This is a genomic window from Limisalsivibrio acetivorans, assembly GCF_000421105.1.
GTDB lineage: Bacteria > Chrysiogenota > Deferribacteres > Deferribacterales > Geovibrionaceae > Limisalsivibrio > Limisalsivibrio acetivorans.
In genome coordinates, this window is record NZ_ATWF01000002.1 from 427,277 (window position 1) to 446,728 (window position 19,452).

The 19,452-nt window shown below is 48.7% G+C and carries 15 protein-coding genes; 9 read left to right on the top strand and 6 right to left on the bottom strand.

Annotated elements, in window-relative coordinates:
- The first annotated feature begins 41 nt into the window (after positions 1-41).
- Genes K300_RS0113205 through K300_RS0113225 form a run of 5 tightly spaced genes read left to right on the top strand, consistent with a single transcriptional unit; the run spans position 42 to position 7,650 of the window.
- Positions 42-1,466 carry a radical SAM protein gene (locus tag K300_RS0113205; RefSeq protein ID WP_022852151.1) on the top strand — a complete coding sequence of 475 codons (1,425 nt, stop codon included), beginning with the start codon at positions 42-44 and terminating at the stop codon, positions 1,464-1,466.
- Between the two features lie 6 nt (positions 1,467-1,472).
- Positions 1,473-2,873, top strand: coding sequence for a radical SAM/SPASM domain-containing protein (locus K300_RS0113210; RefSeq protein WP_022852152.1), 1,401 nt, complete (start codon positions 1,473-1,475; stop codon positions 2,871-2,873).
- Positions 2,873-4,750 carry a B12-binding domain-containing radical SAM protein gene (locus K300_RS0113215; RefSeq protein ID WP_022852153.1) on the top strand — a complete coding sequence of 626 codons (1,878 nt, stop codon included), beginning with the start codon at positions 2,873-2,875 and terminating at the stop codon, positions 4,748-4,750. The genes K300_RS0113210 and K300_RS0113215 overlap by 1 nt, the downstream gene beginning before the upstream one ends.
- On the top strand, positions 4,747-6,153 hold the full coding sequence (locus tag K300_RS0113220; protein ID WP_022852154.1) for a radical SAM/SPASM domain-containing protein: 1,407 nt from the start codon (positions 4,747-4,749) through the stop codon (positions 6,151-6,153). Before K300_RS0113215 ends, K300_RS0113220 begins: the two co-directional genes overlap by 4 nt.
- 6 nt (positions 6,154-6,159) lie before the next feature.
- Complete coding sequence (locus K300_RS0113225) at positions 6,160-7,650, top strand: radical SAM protein (RefSeq protein WP_022852155.1); 1,491 nt, start codon at positions 6,160-6,162, stop codon at positions 7,648-7,650.
- On the opposite strand, the gene K300_RS16450 is transcribed toward K300_RS0113225, so the two are convergent.
- From K300_RS16450 to K300_RS0113255, 6 genes are all read right to left on the bottom strand, one after another.
- A complete protein-coding gene (locus K300_RS16450; protein WP_022852156.1) occupies positions 7,640-8,494 on the bottom strand; it encodes a class I SAM-dependent methyltransferase in 855 nt (284 codons plus the stop codon). The two genes, K300_RS0113225 and K300_RS16450, sit on opposite strands and share 11 nt — an antisense overlap.
- A 22-nt stretch (positions 8,495-8,516) precedes the next feature.
- Positions 8,517-9,497 carry a radical SAM/SPASM domain-containing protein gene (locus K300_RS0113235; protein WP_022852157.1) on the bottom strand — a complete coding sequence of 327 codons (981 nt, stop codon included), beginning with the start codon at positions 9,495-9,497 and terminating at the stop codon, positions 8,517-8,519.
- Positions 9,494-11,557 carry a hypothetical protein gene (locus K300_RS0113240; RefSeq protein WP_022852158.1) on the bottom strand — a complete coding sequence of 688 codons (2,064 nt, stop codon included), beginning with the start codon at positions 11,555-11,557 and terminating at the stop codon, positions 9,494-9,496. Before K300_RS0113240 ends, K300_RS0113235 begins: the two co-directional genes overlap by 4 nt.
- Positions 11,558-11,626: 69 nt before the next feature.
- Positions 11,627-12,847 carry a hypothetical protein gene (locus tag K300_RS0113245; protein WP_022852159.1) on the bottom strand — a complete coding sequence of 407 codons (1,221 nt, stop codon included), beginning with the start codon at positions 12,845-12,847 and terminating at the stop codon, positions 11,627-11,629.
- A complete protein-coding gene (locus tag K300_RS15755) occupies positions 12,837-13,535 on the bottom strand; it encodes a WbqC family protein (protein WP_022852160.1) in 699 nt (232 codons plus the stop codon). Before K300_RS15755 ends, K300_RS0113245 begins: the two co-directional genes overlap by 11 nt.
- Complete coding sequence (locus K300_RS0113255) at positions 13,525-14,235, bottom strand: polysaccharide deacetylase family protein (protein WP_162139905.1); 711 nt, start codon at positions 14,233-14,235, stop codon at positions 13,525-13,527. The genes K300_RS15755 and K300_RS0113255 overlap by 11 nt, the downstream gene beginning before the upstream one ends.
- A 146-nt stretch (positions 14,236-14,381) precedes the next feature.
- Here K300_RS0113255 and K300_RS0113260 point away from each other — a divergent pair, with 146 nt between their 5' ends.
- From K300_RS0113260 to K300_RS0113275, 4 genes are read left to right on the top strand one after another with little or no spacing between them, the layout of a single operon-like run.
- Positions 14,382-15,353 carry an NAD-dependent epimerase/dehydratase family protein gene (locus K300_RS0113260; RefSeq protein ID WP_022852162.1) on the top strand — a complete coding sequence of 324 codons (972 nt, stop codon included), beginning with the start codon at positions 14,382-14,384 and terminating at the stop codon, positions 15,351-15,353.
- Entirely contained in the window at positions 15,353-16,531 is a 1,179-nt protein-coding gene (locus K300_RS0113265) for a DegT/DnrJ/EryC1/StrS family aminotransferase (protein ID WP_022852163.1), read from the top strand. Before K300_RS0113260 ends, K300_RS0113265 begins: the two co-directional genes overlap by 1 nt.
- Entirely contained in the window at positions 16,531-18,486 is a 1,956-nt protein-coding gene (asnB, locus tag K300_RS0113270; RefSeq protein ID WP_022852164.1) for an asparagine synthase (glutamine-hydrolyzing), read from the top strand. The genes K300_RS0113265 and asnB overlap by 1 nt, the downstream gene beginning before the upstream one ends.
- Positions 18,487-18,511: 25 nt before the next feature.
- Positions 18,512-19,450, top strand: coding sequence for an NAD-dependent epimerase/dehydratase family protein (locus K300_RS0113275; RefSeq protein ID WP_022852165.1), 939 nt, complete (start codon positions 18,512-18,514; stop codon positions 19,448-19,450).
- Positions 19,451-19,452 lie beyond the last annotated feature (2 nt).

A 19,452-nucleotide genomic window follows, 5' to 3' on the forward strand; every position in this document is an offset into this window, starting at 1 on the left:
AGGGACGATAGATCATAGTACACAGTTCCCGGAGGATACTCATGGATATAACCGTTCTGGCCGCATGCGCAAACGAAAAGGATGCGGAACTGGCAGAGAATATCATAAAATACAACAACTTCAGCGCTAAATATGCTCTTTTCAAAATAGAAGATAACGGCCTGAGCTTTCTACGGGGCACAATCGAGCCCAAAGAAGCAGAAACCTTACCCAGGATTCTCGCAGTTATGGATAAAGAATCCGAACACTACATCCTCCTTGAGCTCATAAGGGCCGATGTGAGGAAAGGGCTCCTTCAATCAATCTTTCAGGAGTTCCAGAGAACACGAAAAGACTACGGATATACCGATATCATCTACCATACGAAATGCAGAGCAGAGATACTCACCAGGAAAGGGGCAATCGATGCACAAAGTATTGATACAGGCTCTTTTGCCACCATCTTCGAGGCGAGGCTGAGCCCCGCTGAGGATGTCTTCTGGACACCGTGGGAGGATGTTGTTTACTACTACAAGAAGGATGAGCGGTACTCATCACCCATGTACCTGAATATTGAGATAACCACAAAGTGCGACCTGAGGTGCCCTAAGTGCCAGTACCACGGTGATATCCAATCCTTCTGCACATCACCTGAACGAAACTCGGACATGGATTTCGAGATGCTTAAGTACCTGATGGATCAAGCTGCGGAGTTTGAGAAAAAACCCCTGATCAACCTGCATTCGGGTGGAGAAAACGTTCTTTACTACAAGTTCAGGGAGGCTGTGCTCTATGCCGAGAAGAAGGGGCTGAAGATTATCCTCACCACCAACGGCATCTCTATGGACAAAGACCTTGCCGACTTCTTCCTCGAAAGGGAAAACATGCATGCCATATCCGTGAGCCTCGATGCAATGAGTCCCGAGATTTACGAAAAGATGCACGGTATCGACAGGTATGAGAAGGTGGTCGAAAACCTTGAATACATACTTGCCCGAAAAAAGGAGCTTGGCAAAAAATTTCCCTACGTGGGGCTTAACTGCTGCCTGAACAAGGTAAACAGCCATATATTCCACGACTACTTCGAGAAATGGAAGGATAAGGTGGATAATATAACAAACCCTATAATCTACTACTACGACGATGAAACCAAGCTCACCCTCCCCCCCTACACCGATTTCCCGAGATTTGACTACCCGTGCCAGGTTCCGTTCCTTGCCCTCTGGGTGGACGGAAGCGGAAGGTACTTCTCCTGCCACCACATGCCCTCAAAGACCCCCAGTGTAATGGAGCTGAGTCTCAAGGATTTCTGGGCCACTGCCATGGAGGATCTCAGAAGCTACATGAAGGGCGAGCTTGAAAGCGACTTCTTTGATGCGCACTGCAAAAAATGCTTCATAAGGAACGCAAATAACTGCCAGTTCAGATTCTTCAACGGCAAAAAGGGCATTGCGAACCCGACTTGTTACGCATACCATATTGCGTAGGTGACCATGTTTGTCATAGCCAGATGCCAGAAAGAGCAGGATGTAGTATTTGCCCGCAAAGCCTTCGAGCAGCTCCCCGAAGGAAGCTCCCTGATAATCATGGAGCGGAATTCTGGCACGCCCGACTACGATACATACTGCGCCGAAGGTGACATAAAACTGCCTCATTCCACATACAGAAGAGCTCCGCAGCTTCTCAGCCCTACCGGTTCCGATACAGTAATTATGCATCTTTCATCGGTGGATGCCGATGCCGGTATCCTCGGAAGAGCACTGGAAAAGCATAGAGCATCAAAAAAGCCCTACTCCCTTTTCAGCTACAATATGTTCACCAAGGCAAGGTTTGAATTCATAAACAAAGAACTGCTTGCTACAGCATCCCAAAGGGAATCGGAATACCTTTATGACACACCCGATGCTAACTTCTCCCACGCCATATGGCCGGATAAAGAGGACTTCAGCTCATACTACAAGGACAACTTCGAAAGATACTTCGCATACCCCCAGTCCATCTCTCTGCAGCTCACCCCTAAATGCAACAAAAGGTGCCCTAAATGCCTCTACCACTCGCCGGAACTCATGGGTAACAAGAAATCACCCACTCCGGAGGCGGATATGCCCATTGAAACCGCCGAAGCACTGCTGAAAGAGATATCCGGATGGAGCACACGCCCCGTTGTTTCACCTTCTTGCGAGAGCGAGCCTTATATGTACAGGGATATTGAACGCTTCATTTCCAGTGCCGAAGGCTATGGCATACCCATACACATAACCACAAACGGAACACTCCTGAATGAACAGAACATAGACTTTATGCTCGGCAGAAAGAACCTCCACGCCCTCGTTTTCAGTGTGGATGCCCTGAGCGAGGAGACCTATTCCCAGATGCAGCCGCCGGGGAGATTGAAGGATATTGAGAAAAAGATCCTCTATGCCGCCGATGCTAAGAAAAGGCTCAACTCAACGGCTTTAATATACGTAAACTGCGTAATATCTGAAAGAAACAGGGAGGAGTTCAGTCATTTGGTTGAAAGATGGATTCCCGTTGTGGACGGGGTTTCCGGGATCCTTTCCCTTGAATATACAAAAGACGGCAAACTCGCCTCACTCCCCCCCTTCTTCGATAAAGGAGAAACACTCCCCTGTAAAACTGCATGGGACACAATGTACATCTATGCAGACGGTAGCTCCATCCCCTGCGATAAGCACCCTGTAATGCTGGGGAATGTGCTTGAGGAAGGTATTCTCAATGTTTGGCGTAATGAGCGATACAAAAAATGGCGTGAATCACAGCTCAGCAACAGCCACAACTGTCATATATGGTCCACAGCCCTTGCCATACCTATATCCGAAAATGGACGGACAGTAACTCTCACCCCCTTCACATACGACTGCAGGAAGACCTGATGCGTATCCTTATGCTCCTTCCGGATATATATATGGATTCCACTCTGGGCTTCCCGCTGGGAGCCCTTTATATATGCTCCGTACTAAGGGATGATGGGAATGATGTACGTCTGGAGCTCATATCCAGCTCCAATGCACGCTATGATACCTTAACAGCCCTGGAAAAACATGCACCCGAGGCCATTTGTGTTTCGGCAATAGTGACCGAATTCACGATTATAAGGGAAATCCTAAAGACATGCAGGGCGCATTCACCTGATGCGCTAAGAGTGCTCGGAGGAGCCCTGCTCTCTAGCAGGCCGGAGCTGATAATGGAAAATACCGATGCGGATATCGGTATAATCGGCGAAGGGGAGATTACGGCATCAAAGCTTTTCAAGTGCATAAAAGGCAATGACGATTTTGAAGATGTCCGGGGAATAATATACCGCAAGGACGGAAGCATGTTCAAGACCCCTTCGAGGGAGCTTATTCAGGATCTGGACAGCATCCCATTCCCTGCCCACGACCTAATAGACTACGGGCGATACCTCTCAACACGCCCGAGATCAAATTTCATGTATTTCTCCGCCGTGGACAATCCAAGAACGGCATCGATCATAACATCAAGATCCTGCCCCTACCTTTGCACCTTCTGCTATCACCCCATGGGGAGAGGAACATACCGTAAGAGAAGCATGGACAACGTTTTCGAAGAGATCGATTACCTTGTAAAAAACTTCGGGATAAACTTCCTTTATCTCAGCGATGACATGTTCTCCGCCAACAGGGAGAGAGTCCTTGAGTTCTGCAGAAGAATCAGGGAGTACGGAATAAACTGGTATGCCCAGATGCGTATTCAGGCCGCATCCGGGGAGCTTCTCACAGCCATGTATGATTCCGGCTGCATAACAGTGGGCTACGGCGTAGAAAGCATTAATCCGGATGTTCTGAAGAGCATGAAGAAAAAGAGCTCAAAGGAGCGGATTGAGAAAGCTCTGGATCTTACAATCAAAAACAGGATATTCCACAGCGGACTCATCATCTTCGGCGATCCCGCAGAAACGTTCTCCATGGCGCAGGAATCCATAGAATGGGTACGTTCAAACCCTCAATACAACATAGCTGTAACACCGATACTCGCCTATCCCGCCTCCGAGGATTATCTATACGCAGTAGAAAAAGGCTTTATCACCGACGAGATAGAGCATATCGAAAAAGAGTGCCCCCCTGTAAACTTCAGCAGAATGGACGACAAAGAATACAGGGATATCTTCATAGAGGGGCGGAACCTCTGGCAGAGGATAAACACTTCAAAAGAATCATTCTCCTTCAACTATGAGGGGAATGACGGAGAAGACTTCATATACACAGTTAAGTCAAAATGCCCCGCCTGTTCAGAGGAATCTGTCTATAAAGGCTTTCGGGCATTTGCATTGACGAATACGAACTACTCGCCTATTGAGAAGTTTGTCGTAATGTGCAAGCACTGCCGCCAGAGGGTCGATATACTCCCCATGTGGATACCACACATCGAAGCGGCTTATCTGGAATCTGCCGAATCGCTGAACCCTATTCTTGAGAAACTCGCCGCAGAAAAAACCCCGGTTGCCCTCACACCTTTCATCCACGAAAAGGCTTTAGAAAACATGAACAGTATATACAGCCTGGAGGGTCTTAATATTGTCAGCGTCATGGACAGCAACAGTTTCCTGCACGGCTACAAATACCTAAACAAGGCAGTTGTTACGAGACAGAATAAAACTGCCTACTCCGCACTGCCGGAGAATACCGCTGTAGTAGTCCTGCCCACGGGCAAGCGGAAAATGATCGAGGAAATTGTTAAAGGGTTTGCCGCCGGTAATATTATAAATCTTCTGCCGGAGGTCCGGACATGAGCCTTATCATACACGCAAGATGCCTGACAGAATCAGACAGAAACCTTGCAGAGGAGATAGCTTCCACCATAGAGGGAGCAGTTTTATATCTATACAGCAGTTCGGACGGCAAGTTCACAGCGGGAGGTAAATCGTTATATCCGGGTGAGATCCTTGAGAAGCACCAGAAAGAAAACTCCTGTCCTGCACTGTTCCTTTATCTCCACCATGCCGACTGCCGAAGGGACTTCATAAAGCGAGCATACTCAAAATACTCTGGAAGAGGAATGATGATAGCCTCACTGAACCCCCTATTCCGCCTTAAAGGAGAGTTTGTATCGATAGATCTCACTGGCTACCGGAAGGACAGAGAGTTCCTCTCCTTCGGCATGACAGACTACACGCTTTTCAATCCAGAGGATGCAGACAGGGAGTTCTACTTTATAGAACGCTTTGACGAGCTGCACAGCATACCGAAATCCATAAACATACAGCTTGTTAACGCATGCAATAAGAAGTGCCCGAAGTGCCTCTTTCACTCCGAGGAGAGCCCCTTCTCACAGAATTTCAACGGTGGTGAGATGGAAGAGAGAGTATTACAGAAAATTCTCTCCGATGCCGCCTCAATGTCTCCCAAACCTGTTATCAGCACATCCCACGGGTGCGAACCTCTCCTATACAGCAGATTTGAACATTTCCTTGCCGAAACAGCCCGTTACGGGCTCAGGGTTAATCTAACATCCAATGCAGAGCTTCTTACTCGTGAGAAAACAGACAGGATTCTCTCCTCCGGTGCGGACATAGCAACCGCTACATTCAGTCTGGATGCTGTAAAACAAAACACATATCTCAGGGTGCAGCCCCCCGGCAACCTGGACGAAACGGAAAGAAGCATAGAATACTTCATAGATAAGGCTGACAATGCAGGGATACCGGTTGAACTGAGCTATGTATATGATGATAATAATGCAGATGAGTTCGAGGCCTTTCTGAATAAATGGAAGGATAAGGTCTCCATGATAACAAAGACCGACCGATTCTATATTGAGGATGGTGCATTTGTAATAGAGCCTTCGGCCGCAAACTATGTATCAACACCATGCCATATACTCTGGAACGCCATGTTCATAGACTATCGCGGGAGTGTCTGGAGATGCGGAATGGACTTTGAGGAGAGAGGAAGCTCCCTTCCAAATGTTTTGGAAGAGAATACCTGTAACATATGGCGGGGGGATAAGTTCATGGAGCTTCGAAGGGAGCATATTGATGGAGAACTCTCTGGTTTGTGCAGAAAATGCCTTTGTTTTGGTCACTTCAACGACAACACTGCCGAAGAAGAGGATGGAATGCTCGTTAAGAAGTTTTACGGGTTCACCACATACAAGCCGTTAAACAAATACCACAATAAAAACACCGGAGACTAGTGTCATATGAGATGTTACTGGGAACTTTCCAAAAAAGCAGATAAGGAAACCATACAGCAAAACCTTAATGTTCTTTTGAACAGCAGTGCCGTTGAAAGCATCCATATACCGGGCAACGCACTGAAGGAAAACCCCTGGCTGGCTGAGTATGCAACAACCGCCCCGGATGAATTCTACACATTCGCAGAGCGCTCCCCGGAGGTTACATTACTCCGTTTTGCCCCTTTCATTAATACGGTTCCCGGCACTTTAATCGATAAAATGTACAGGGAACACAAAGAAAACGGTGCCGAATATACCTATGCCGATCTGCACGATATCTACTTCAAGGGGACCTTTGAGATCGTAGAAAGCTCTCCCATTTCCAGACTTGGAGAGAGAAGACCATTCTTCCCCGATGACTCCCTAGGGCTGTTCGGCGAGCTTAAGTTTCATGTTTATCACTTCGACGTGGAGGACTACAGTCATTACCTGAAGGACAACTTCGACAGGTATTTCAAGTATCCCGTGTCCATATCCCTTGAATCTACCTACCTCTGCAACCTTCGTTGCGACATGTGCTGCTACCATTCAGAAAAATACGACAGAAACTGGATGGAGAATGCAGGTGCTCCGTATATGGATTTTGACAAATATACAGGATTAATCGACGAGATAGCATCCTTTGGCAGAAATCCCACCGTGGAGCTGGTTCACAGAGGGGAGCCCCTTCTGCATAAAAGACTTGTGGAGATGGTGGAATACGGCAGCAGGAAAGGAATTAAGATCTCCCTTGTAACCAACGCCCTTGAGCTTGATGCGGACAAATCAAAGTCACTTCTGGATGCGGGCCTTACAAACATGTGGTTCAGTATGGACGGTGCGGACAGGGAAACCTACGAAAGCATCAGAAGAGGTTCTAACTATGAAAAGGTTATAAAGAATATCCATGCATACATAGATACAGCGGAGAAGAGTTCCTCAAACACCTTCACTGCAATGAAATACGTCCTATCCGAAGCTAATGCAGGGGGGCGGGAGCGCATGGCCGATATGTGGCTGGACAAGGTGAACTATCTGGTTTTTCAAATAATGAAGAAACACAACAGTGACGGCGAGTTCAGCATCATACGTGATACCAATGCAGAGAACCTGAATATAAAGGAGCGGATGCCTTGCCTGCACCTTTTCCATACGGCACTTGTTACCGCACAAGGGAACGTGGGTCCCTGTACAAACCTGTATAACGAAAAACCGGAGCATATCATAGGAAATGTATTCGAAGAGAACTCGCTCTATGGTGTATGGGCCGGCGAAGAGTTCCGCAGGAGAAGGGAACTTGCCCTTGAAAAGAGATACAGCGAGATACCTCTATGCAACATATGCGACGGTTTCATAGCGGTACCCTACCTTCTGGATAAGAGGATGGAAGGAAACCGCTTTATCATCCACGACGACTTCGGATATATCTACACAAAGGCAGATGACAAAAAACTGTACCCGAATTTCACTTTCTAAGCCTGTATACTCCGCCTATTCCTGCAAAGAGCTTATCTTTCATAGGAAAACCTCTACCACTGAACTGGAGTGAATCGAGGAACTCCCTTGATTCCTCCGGAAGTCTCTCATCCTTGAGGGCGTCCATATACTTATAGCGGAGCATCTCCATCTCCCTTTCGCTTATGTAGCCGCCGGCAAACTCAGCATCGAAACCTACATTCCGGCATAGGGATATAAACTCTTTGGGTACAAAGGGTTTTGAGACGGGACAGTTCTCGCCGTCCGTCGTTCTGGAAAAGGCTTCCTCGGGACTGAGCCCTTCAAAATGACCTTTTTTGATCATCCTCTCATAAACTGTGAAAAGATGAAACCAGACGCTCTCCCTGTTGTACACCATAACAACACCTGTACCGCTCGGCCTGAGAACTCTGTAAAGCTCCTTTAAAACATCTGCGGGGGAGCTGCTGTGATGGATAACACCGGAGGAATGGACATGGTCAATACTCCCTACATCAATTGGAATACTCTCCCCTTCCTGAATTTTTATAAGCTCTACCCTTTTACTGTCAATACCGTAAAGCTTCAGCCTGTCTTCAAGGAGCCCCAGAGCCTTCGAGGATATATCCAGTGAAAATACTTTACTGGCACCACCTTCCATCAGGTATCCGATGGTGTCATCACCGGGTCCGCAGCCATAGTCAAGTACAGTCTGCCCCCCTCTGTCACCATAAAGATCCATAAGCTCTTTCATCTTGGGATAGATATCGCTCCTCCAGAGCAGATACCTTTCCGATTCTTCCTTTGATGTAAATGGAGTAGAGTTCACAGTATGCTCTTCCCAGTATCTCTCTATATCGTTCACAGTCCACCTCTGTCTATTACAGCTATTCCCAGCTGTCGTTGTCTGTTTTATGCCAAAAGTTCGGAAAAAGGCTCCATACGCTACACCTTTCACAGAACTCAAGTTCCTCAGGTCTGTTCTGCAGATGAAGCCTTCTGTATTCTGCAAGCTTTTCCCCTTTCCATATACCCTCGAAGTCCTCCTCCATAATATTCCCCAGGGGGTTCTTCTCCCCTGTTACGTGGATAAAACACTTTGAAACATCTCCGTTCGGTTCTATTTTTGTAGCGTACCACAGCCATGCGCAAGGGTACCTGACCCCGGGGCAATCAACTTCCGCTTCGATCCTGTTACCGTAACGGTCAACATCTATCCCGGTAACCTCATTCTCATTCACAAGCCCGGCCCAATTGCCAAAACCCCGCACATACACCTTATCAGTAACCCCTTCCCATCTTTCGAGAAAATCCTTGAACTCATGCTCAAGCTCGCTGATTCCAATGATATGGGTCTGGATAAAAAGGTGGTCGGCACCCCTTTTATTTCTCGTTTCCACAAGGGTTTCGAGGTTTCTGCAAACGTTTTCGTAATCAACTGCTCCCGTAAGCCATTTATAGGTTTCTGCAGAACCTGCATCAAGAGAAAATGAGAGGTTGTCTATACCGCTGTCCACAATTTTCTCCGCACGTTCTTTATCAATGAGAGTTCCGTTCGTAGCCACAACTATATGAGCATCCGGGCAAAGCCTGCGGGAGGTAAAGAGATACTCATCCGCCTTGGGGTGTTGGAACGTTTCACCGTATGCACTTAACTCAAGGCTTATCTTCCTGCCTGCCATGTCTCTGCACGCTTTTTCAAAGACCTCATCGGTTATGTAGCGTTCCCTTTCAACCCTTTGGCTGAACATAGGGCACATCCGGCAAAGCCTGTTGCACTGCCATTCCCCCAGAGATATACCTACGGCCTGGGGAAAATCTGGACGCAAAAACTCTCTTCTGTCTTCATCTCTGTTCTTTGATATCATCGGGAGATACCCTCAATTATTTTCCTGAACGAACTGACCATTTTTGACGGGTTTATATGAAAGTGATACATATGGAGCTTGCTGTAGTCCCTACCAACCTTTTCCCTCAGCTCCTTATCTTGTATGAACCTGCCGGCATTCTCTATATACTCTTCCACTGTGGAGCTTACAGGGAAAAGCCTTACAGCCTCCGCCATTCTCTCTGCGTTTTCCTCGTTATCTCTGCGGACAATTTCCACAAAGTTGTTCATGGTGCTTCTTATATCATCTTCGCTTACATTATAGGTACTGTTCAGGCTTATCTCAATCTTACCCTTTGATCTGTATTCTCCTAGGGCCTCTCCCATGGCAAAGGGAAAGGGGTTAAGCACAAGGTCAATAATCCTTCCGTATATATGAGGGTTAACAACACCAGGGAGATAAAGCCTTTCGAGCAGATCGTTTTCACCGAAAATCCTTTGAAGCATCTGGCTGGTACCGACTCCGCAAGCTATATATATCGTATCCGGGTTATTCTTCATAATCTCCACAACTGCCTGTAAATACTCCTCAGACTCAACCTTCATCAAGCGACCGATATACCCGAGCTTCACAGTTTCCGAAGGATACTTACGCATGTGGGTCTGTAGCTCGAATTCGTCAACCTCAGGGTTATAGAAAGGCTCCATCATGTAATGCTGAAGGGGCTTGAAGTTGTATCCCTTTAACTCTATATAATCCTGATCCTCCTGCAGAACCGTCACATGGGTCATCCTTTCGTCGATGCCGGGGATGTCGTAGGTGTAGTTTCCGTGGGACCAGAAGATCTGTCTGGGGGCAGTTCTGGAGGTAAACAGGAAGTTGAACTGCTCCCTGTTGTTCCCTGCAAGGACAAGGATATCTATATCATCCTCAATAATCCTCTCCCTGAGCCGGAGGCATTTGTTAACATGGCTGTAGTAGTGCCCCTTGTTTCTGTCATCAATAAGCTCGTGGTTACTCACATAGTTCGCCTTCAATAACCCGAGATCGCCCACAATCTCTTTCTTGGATTTGCTCTTCTCTACATACTCAAGGTCGTAAATATTCATCTCGAATTCAGGCGCATTCTCCATAAGAGAATGAAGGAAGGAGAGCGTAATCTTTATGGGGGAGCTCAGCACAACCCTGTCCACAAGGATCCCCACCTTCATCTTATCCTTGCGTTTAAAGGGTTTCTTAACCGGTTCTATCCCGTTCCTTGCACAGTAGTCCTTAACGTACTCCGCAAACGGGAGCTCCACCTCTTCATTGAACCTGGCAAACTGCTCGTCGGTCTGGGCGATATTAAGGTATATGTGAGACAGAGGGAAATGGAGGAAAAAGACAAGCTCATCCTCCTTCTTCTCCATAGCTTTATAGAAGAACTCCTTCCATTTGTCGTAGAACTTCATGAAGGAGAACTCGTGGAGATACACATTCCACATCACAGAGACCACCCACAGGAGGGATGATTTCTGCTCATATGTGCTCTTCTGCCAGAAGGAGTTTTTATAAACATTATTAAGCACTTCATCCACCATCTCTGCGGAATCCTCAAAGAGAAGCTTCATGGAGTGCAGAACAGCATTTACATTCTGTTCTGATGACATGATCACATGGAGATCAAGGAAGAAAAGGGATGATATATAGCTTTTTCTTGCTGCCTTGAAGGGCTTTGTGAAGCACTGGGCAGTGAACATCATGGAATGGATAAGAAGCTTTCGCCAATCGTTCTTCTCACCCTTGAGAAGCTTCTTCATCTTATCCTCTATCCCTTTAACAGCAGGGGTCGAGAGTTTTTTTAACCCAGCCTTGTGCATTATCCGCCCAAGGCTCAGATAATCGAAGAAAAACTGCTCATGCTCAAGGTTGGGTATGAGAAAATCGTCCCTTATTCTGATTAGCAGTGCCTCGATCTCTTTTTGTCTGGCTAAAACATCCTCATCGGATGATCCAAGCACAGCCTCATCGAGCTTCTGGATTATAGCCCCCACCTCATGGCTCTTTATCTCATCTATCTTCTGCATGCAGAACTGAACAGTATTGTCGATATCTGTCATAACCTACCCGTTTTATAATTATTCTGTGGATTATTTAGCAATCAGCAGACCAACGAAGGGGAAAATACTTCATCCGTATAGAATCCTGCGCAGGAGTGGTGATCTTGCCACAAAGAACTGCTTAATCCAGTAAAGACTGTCCCTCGTTCGGTTCTTCTCAAGGTACTTCTTCGTTTTTGAACAGCCGAAGGGCTTCTTACCACCTAGAGCAGAGTTAACAACAGCTTCGGTAAGGGCGGCATATGTATATTTATCCGATGCGATCACATCCTCATAGGCCTTCAGAGCCACCGATTTGCGCATCTCCTCATCATGAAGAATCCGCACAACGTCATCGATATTGCTGAAATCCTTCCTGAGCTCGATATAGTGCTTCCCCTTCTCCAGCACACCGTTGTAATCACCCTCAATAAGGACCTGACAAGCTCCCGCCTGGATACACTCAAACTGTCTCGGCGACAGGGCAAAATACTCTATCTCACCGTCCCGGCCGGGGAAAAGAAGCCCTTCAGCCTCGGCGAAGGATGCCTCCGGGTGCCTCTCCATGTATTTTGTGCACTCCTTCATCAACGAGCCGTCGTAATCAAGGATGGACGCCCCACCCTCCACACCGGGCATGTACCTGCACCTTTTCAGGAATTCATGCCAGCTCAACCCCTTAAGCACATCCTCCGGACGGGAGGATATATCAAGCTTGAGGGAATCGGAATAGCTGCGGAAAACCTCTCCTGCCTGATACTTGAGCTGTGCATGACTCCCCAGCCAATACTCCGGCTTCCATGCACGGTATCCGATATCGATGTCCCTTTTGATGTCCTTTTTATGTGCCTTATCCTTTAGCTCGGGATCCACGTACCCGGTAAGCACCTGATGGTAAGCTTCTATGGGTAGATGCATATCCCTGTATATCCCCATGGCCGTTTCCGGCTTAGCGAGGGTAAACACTTTAGTAGTGCCTGTATTCTTCATGAAGCGGCAGAGCTGTTTTGCCCTGAAATACTCATCCTGAGGCATGATCCCCTTAACCGCATCGTAATCCCTGAACACCGAGCACCGCTCCATTAGCCTGTGGAAACGGTCGCTGTTCCAGCGTGTTGCGAGGAGGGTGTTGTGGAAAAGGATAAGATCGATTCCCGCATCCCTCAGATATTCCGGTGCAGGCATATCCTCAATATTTAGGTAGAAGGCGTTGTGCTCTGAATACTCCCTGAAAGCATAAAGATGACGATAAACGGCCGTGCGCTCCAGATAGCGAGTATAGGCGTAAACTATCAGTACATTATACTTCATCGTCGTTACCGAAGGGGTTCTTTGCGCCCATATTGAATATCCAGTCTATGATGCTCAATCCCTTAAGGAAGCCTTCCCCCCTTTGCTCGTAAACGGGATGAACGAAATTCTGCCGTATCAGCTCCACGCCGAGCTTTTCGTAAATATCGCTATCGAGATACTCCTCCGCACCGTCACCGCTCATGTAAACCGAGCATCCGGAGGCTAGGGTAAGCCGGGCAAGCTTTTCATTGGATTCCCCCGACACATCGAGCTTTGATGATATGAGGATACCGGAGGTATCTATACCGAGAAATGTGCAGATCTCTTTAATGACATAAGTATTATACAGAGCAAGATTATTTTCCGGATAATCGAGGAGTGCGAATACGAAATCCCTGTGCTCCTTGTAGTACGAAGCCTTTGCGTAGGCGGAGCTTATCTTCCCCCTGAGGCTTTCACGCCAGCTGGTATCCTTAAAATATGTCTCGTTTATATCTTTGACTCCGTCACGCTCAACGGGCGCCGTGAGCCAGTTTTTGTCATTATTCAGCCGTAAATAAACCCGATTAGACCAGCACCCTCTGGAGGTTCTGGGAAACTGGGCATCATCGAAGATAACGAACCTGTCCGCCCGGCTTATCTTCTCGAAATATCCAAGCCACGGAAAGAAGTTCGGCTGATGAACGGCGCAAACCTCAGCGGACATTCTCCCTCCCGCACTCATACAGGAATGAGTCGTACCACTCCATACACTTTATCCTCCGTAGCTCGGCACATCTCACTATCCGCTCCCTCGGCATCATCGGCTTATCCTGCCACCAGACGGGGTGTGTAAGCACCTGTATGCTTCCGGACTCCTCATACAGGAAATCGGCAAGCCTCCTGTGCCGCCAATAACCGTTGCTGTCGGAGCAATACGCACACGATTTACGAAATATTTCGGAGTAGGCATTCACCATACCTTCGATAACATGCTCCGTATGGTTATCGATGCTTGTTTTATCGGGGTTGTGGAGTGAGAACGCCTCAACCTTTCTACCGGCAATCACTTCCAGAATCCCTTTTTCCAGCGCAAGCCCCCTTCCGGCGGCGGGATCAAAATGAAGCCCTATATCATGCCCCATACCTGCTATGCTCCTGATAAGCTCCGCAGTGGGATCCTCAAGGATGCTGTAGAACAATGAGCCTGTCTGGAAGAAGAATGTAGAACGCACACCCGCATCCCTCTCTATCTCAGCAATTCTGAGGGCACGTTCGGGTGAATAGTCCACGTCATGACGCCAGAACGCCTTGTTGTCCGAGGGCTCCTCACGGTAGAAGGCGAAACGGAACCTGTGCTTTGCTTTATACAGGAGCTCCTTATAGTGAACTTCGGTAAAATCTTCAATGTGGTAGTTTTTTTCCATATCCATTAAATCGTTCAATCCCCCCGCTTGATTAGCCTAAGATTAGCCCCTGCAAAAATTATATAAAGAAAAATATAAAAAAAGTCATTGTAACGGCGATCACTTCCGATACTATTATAGACGAATCTTTATTTAAGGAGTCATCGATGGATATCAGAGGAAAGAAGGCACTGGTTATCGGCGGGGCAGGTTTTATAGGTTCCCATGTTGTGGAGGAGCTTCTAAAGCATGATGTAGCCGAAGTCATTATATACGACAACTTTACAAGGGGCTCAGAGGACAACATAGCCACAGCCCTGAACGACCCCCGTGTGAGGGTTTTCCATCTGGGTGGTGATATATTACACTCGGATATACTTGAGGAGGCGATCAAGGATGCGGATCTCGTTTTCCACCTGGCCGCCCTCTGGCTTCTGCACTGCTACGACTACCCCCGAAGCGCCTTCCATGTGAACGTGGAGGGGACCTTCAATGTACTTGAGCTCTGCGTTAAGCACAACGTTGAGAAGCTTATATATTCCTCCTCCGCATCGGTTTACGGCGATGCCATCAAATCCCCCATGAAGGAGGACCACCCCTTTAACAACAACAACTTCTACGGCGCAACAAAGATAGCCTGCGAGCAGTTCTGCAGGGCGTTCCATCACCGCTACGGCCTCGACTATGTCGGGCTCCGCTATATGAACGTGTACGGCGCAAGGCAGGACTACAAGGGTGCATACATCGCCGTTATCATGAAGATACTCGACCGTCTGCAGGAGGGTATGCCCCCCGTTGTCCACGGGGACGGTAAGCAGTCCTATGATTTCATATACGTCTCCGATGTGGCAAAGGCAAACGTCTGCGCCGCAATCTCCGACGCCACGGACGATTTCTACAACGTGGGCAGAGGGGTCAAAACAACCATAAAGGAACTGGCCGAAACCATATTAAAGATAACCGACTCAAAGCACGAGATAGAGTACCAGCCTGCGGACAGGGTCTTTGTGACCAGCAGAGTAGGCTCCACCCGAAAGGCGGAAAAGGAGCTGAACTTCACCGCTGATATAGATCTGGAAGAGGGGCTCAGAAGGGTTGTCCAGTGGCGACTTGAAAGAGACGGACGCGGGTTCGAATAATGAAGATACCGATAACAAAGCCGTATTTCGACAACTGTGAGAAGAAGGGAGTTCTGGAACCTATTGAGTCTGGCTGGCTTGTACAGGGTCCGAAGGTGGAGGAGTTCGAAAACCTCTTCCGTGAATTCACAGGCTCAAAATATGCTGTAGCCACAACAAGCTGTACTACCGCTCTGCACCTCTCCCTCGAGGCGATGGGTGTCGGTCCGGGGGACCGTGTACTAGTCCCCGCATTTACCTATGCCGCCTCCGCCAACGCCGTACTACAGTGCGGTGCAGAGCCTGTATTCTGCGATATAGATGTGTATTCATTCAATATGACTGTGGCGTCACTTAAGAAGGCTCTACAGCTTTATATGAAGCCCGCAGCTGTTATGCCGGTGAATATGTTCGGCCTCTGCGCTCCACTGCCGGAGATTGCCGAGATCTGCGCAAAGGAGCGCATAAAGGTTGTGGAGGATTCCGCCTGCGGCTTCGGCGCATTCATAGGTGATAAGCATTCAGGCACCTTCGGCGATGCTGGCTGCTTCTCCTTCCACCCACGCAAAGCGATAACCACCGGCGAAGGGGGGATGCTGGTCACGGAAGATCCCGATATTGCCGCCAAGGCTGCCTCCATGCGCAACCACGGAACCGCCGGCTCGGACCTCCAAAGACACATGGAGGGTATAAGCACCCTGCCAGAATTCTCGGAGAAAGGGTTCAACTACCGTATGACCGATATTCAGGCCTCCATCGGAATCTGTCAGATGAAAAAGGCTCAATACATTCTGGGGGAACGGACGAGGATTGCTGATATATACAGAGCAGAGCTTAAGGGTACTGCGCTCAGCTCCGCCTCTATTCCAGACGGTTACACCCACGGCTGGCAGTCCTGCGTATTTCTATACACCGAAGGGGAGGAGCCATACTCCCTCGAGCTGGAGGATGTGGACAGGCTGAACGGAAGGCGCAACCTTCTCATGCGATCATTGCAGGAGAAGGGTATCTCCACAAGGCAGGGGAGCCATGCAGTTCATAACCTCAACTTCTACAAAGAGCATTACAGGTTCAAAAGGGAGCATTTCCCCGGTGCGGATATGGCGGAGAAGCTCAGTATCGCCCTTCCACTGTATGCGGGAATGACGGACAGGGCGATCGAGTACGTAATAAACAGCGTAAAGGAGCTTTGCGGATAATGTGCGGCATAGCCGGAATCTTCACCCCCCGGGGGAGCAAAGGCAGCGGAATAATAAAAAGGATGACAGACAGCATCGCCCACAGGGGGCCTGACGATGCGGGCTACCTCGTGGCAGGTTCAGAGGGATTAAAGCATTACCTCGATCCGAATCTACGTGATATGCGTATTGATGCGGACCTCCTCCCCGAGGAGACAAAGCCGTGGAATCTTGCCATCGGTCACCGCAGGCTTAGGATTATCGATCTCTCCCCCAACGCTCACCAACCGATGAATGAGGGGAACGGAAGATACTGGATAGCCTACAACGGTGAGACATACAACTACCGTGAATTGAGGAACGAGCTTGAGGCCATGGGTGAGAGCTTCTTCAGCACATCGGATACCGAGGTTGTCCTGAAAGGGTATATCCGGTGGGGTGCAGAGGTTCTCAACAAGCTCAACGGCATGTTTGCCTTCGTTGTATACGACAGCTCCGAGGGCTCCCTCTTCATAGCAAGAGACCGGTACGGTATAAAACCCCTGTACTACACAGATACGGGCTCCACCTTCCTCTTCGCCAGCGAGATCAAGGCGCTCCTTGAACATCCGGAATGCAAAGCAGAGATCGATCCCGCCGGTCTGAATGAGTATTTCACCTTTCAAAACAACCTGGACGGCCGCTCCATCTTCTCAGGCATAACCCTAATGGAGCCTGGAACATACATAACCATTAACCGTGATGGTGTCCGCAAAAGCACAAAATACTGGGACTATTCCTTCAGCGAGCCGGATGACTCCATGAGCTTTGAAGAGGCGAGGGACAAAACACGCGAGCTTATGGAGAAGGCTGTTCAAAGACAGATCGTCGCCGATGTTCCCGTAGGGAGCTATCTCAGCGGTGGAATGGACAGCGGTTCCATAACAGCTCTGGCAAGCCGCCATATTGACCGTATAACCACCTTCACCGCAGGGTTTGAACTATCCAGAGTAACCGGGGTAGAGGCCACATTTGATGAGAGGAGGGATGCGGAGGTTATCGCAAACACCTTTCTTACAGAACATTACGAGCAGGTCATAAACGCAGGGGATATGCCCTGGGTCATGCCCCGCCTTGTGCGCCACCTTGAGGATATCCGCCTCGGCATGAGCTATCCGAACTACTACATAAGCCGCCTTGCATCCAAGTTCGTAAAGGTCTGCCTCTCCGGCGCAGGGGGGGATGAACTCTTCGGCGGGTACCCGTGGCGCTACTACAGGGTGTGCAACTCTGTAAACAAGGAGGAGTTCTTCAAAAACTACTACAACTTCTGGCAGAGGCTCGTACCCGACAACGAGAAGAAGGACTTCTTCCGCCCGGAACTGTATTCAAGGATCGATAGAACGGACTGCTACCCTCTGTTCAGAGAGGTCTTCGGCAAAAACGGGAACGCAGAGTACATCACGCCAGAGGATCACGTGGCAAACTCCCTCTACTTCGAGGTGAAAACCTTCCTCCACGGCCTCCTAATTCTTGGCGACAAACTGAGCATGGCAAACTCTCTGGAGGAACGCTTCCCATTCCTCGACAACGAGCTGGTGGATTTCGCCATGAAGATACCCGTACGCTACAAGCTAAAGGATCTAGCAAACGTCCACCGCATTGACGAAAACGAGACCAGACGAAATATGAAGTACATGCGAAAATACAACGACGGCAAGAACGTTCTTCGTGCCGCCATGAAAAGCTTCCTACCCGAAAAGATAGTAAACAGGAACAAACAGGGCTTCTCCGCCCCTGACGAGAGCTGGTACAGGGGTGAGAACTTCGAATACGTAAGGGAAACGCTCCTCAGCAGTAATGCGCATATAGACAGGTACATAGAAAGAGGGTATATAAATCGTATAATAGAAGAACATGCAGGGGGTGAGAACCACCGTCTGCTTATCTGGTCGTTCATCTGCTTCGAGGAATGGTGCAGACAGTTCGGCTTCTAGATTGCGAATACACGGAGGTATTTCAATGAAGGTACTCATAACCGGAGGAGCGGGCTTCATCGGCTCTCATCTGGCGGAAAGGATTCTGGCTCAGGGTGATGAGGTTCTCGTAATAGACAACTTCCTCACAGGGCGGCGTGACAACCTTAAGGAGCACAACAGCCTCGAGCTGAGGGAGTTCAGCATAGCGGAACGTGACAAGGTTTTCAAAGCCTTCGACGATTTCACCCCCGATGTCGTAATCCACGCCGCCGCATCCTACAAGGACCCGGAAAACTGGCTGGAGGATTCCCTCACCAATGTAGCCGGAACCGCAAACATCGTGCAGGCCTCCCAGGCGGCGCAGGTGAAAAAGATAATCTACTTCCAGACAGCCCTCTGCTACGGCCTTAACCCCGAGGAACAGCCAATAACCCTAGACCACCATATAGAAAGCGGAAACAGCAGCTACGCCATCAGCAAAACCGCAGGGGAGCAGTATGTTGCACTCTCCGGGCTTAACCATGTGATATTCCGCCTCGCAAACGCATACGGCCCCCGCAACATGAGCGGCCCCCTGCCTACATTCTTCCACAGGCTATCAACGGGCAAACCCTGCTTCGTTATGGATACCCGCAGGGACTTCATCTTCATCGAAGACCTCGCCGATGTTGTTATGAAATCCGTAAACGGAGAGGGGGGGACGGGGGCATATCATATATCCTCCGGTTCGGACTACTCCATCAAGCAGCTCTTTGACGAGGTTGTAAAAGCTCTCGACATTAAACTTGAGGAGGATGTGGAGGTTCGCCCCAGACACGCAGACGATGCATTCACAATCCTTCTGGACCCTTCAAGGATGCAGAATGATTTCGCATACATAATAAATACCCCCCTAGAAGAGGGTGTACGCAGGGCAGTGGAATACTATAAAGAATACGGTATCTCAGAGACCTACACACACCTTAAGCAGCTGAAGAAGTGATA

Bases quoted from the DNA above. Each gene is read 5' to 3' on its own strand.
- K300_RS0113205 (WP_022852151.1), top strand. From the start codon at position 42: ATGGATATAACCGTTCTGGCCGCATGCGCAAACGAAAAGGATGCGGAA.
- K300_RS0113210 (WP_022852152.1), top strand. From the start codon at position 1,473: ATGTTTGTCATAGCCAGATGCCAGAAAGAGCAGGATGTAGTATTTGCC.
- K300_RS0113215 (WP_022852153.1), top strand. From the start codon at position 2,873: ATGCGTATCCTTATGCTCCTTCCGGATATATATATGGATTCCACTCTG.
- K300_RS0113220 (WP_022852154.1), top strand. From the start codon at position 4,747: ATGAGCCTTATCATACACGCAAGATGCCTGACAGAATCAGACAGAAAC.
- K300_RS0113225 (WP_022852155.1), top strand. From the start codon at position 6,160: ATGAGATGTTACTGGGAACTTTCCAAAAAAGCAGATAAGGAAACCATA.
- K300_RS0113235 (WP_022852157.1), bottom strand. From the start codon at position 9,497: ATGATATCAAAGAACAGAGATGAAGACAGAAGAGAGTTTTTGCGTCCA.
- K300_RS0113240 (WP_022852158.1), bottom strand. From the start codon at position 11,557: ATGACAGATATCGACAATACTGTTCAGTTCTGCATGCAGAAGATAGAT.
- K300_RS0113245 (WP_022852159.1), bottom strand. From the start codon at position 12,847: ATGAAGTATAATGTACTGATAGTTTACGCCTATACTCGCTATCTGGAG.
- K300_RS15755 (WP_022852160.1), bottom strand. From the start codon at position 13,535: ATGTCCGCTGAGGTTTGCGCCGTTCATCAGCCGAACTTCTTTCCGTGG.
- K300_RS0113255 (WP_162139905.1), bottom strand. From the start codon at position 14,235: ATGGAAAAAAACTACCACATTGAAGATTTTACCGAAGTTCACTATAAG.
- K300_RS0113260 (WP_022852162.1), top strand. From the start codon at position 14,382: ATGGATATCAGAGGAAAGAAGGCACTGGTTATCGGCGGGGCAGGTTTT.
- K300_RS0113265 (WP_022852163.1), top strand. From the start codon at position 15,353: ATGAAGATACCGATAACAAAGCCGTATTTCGACAACTGTGAGAAGAAG.
- asnB (WP_022852164.1), top strand. From the start codon at position 16,531: ATGTGCGGCATAGCCGGAATCTTCACCCCCCGGGGGAGCAAAGGCAGC.
- K300_RS0113275 (WP_022852165.1), top strand. From the start codon at position 18,512: ATGAAGGTACTCATAACCGGAGGAGCGGGCTTCATCGGCTCTCATCTG.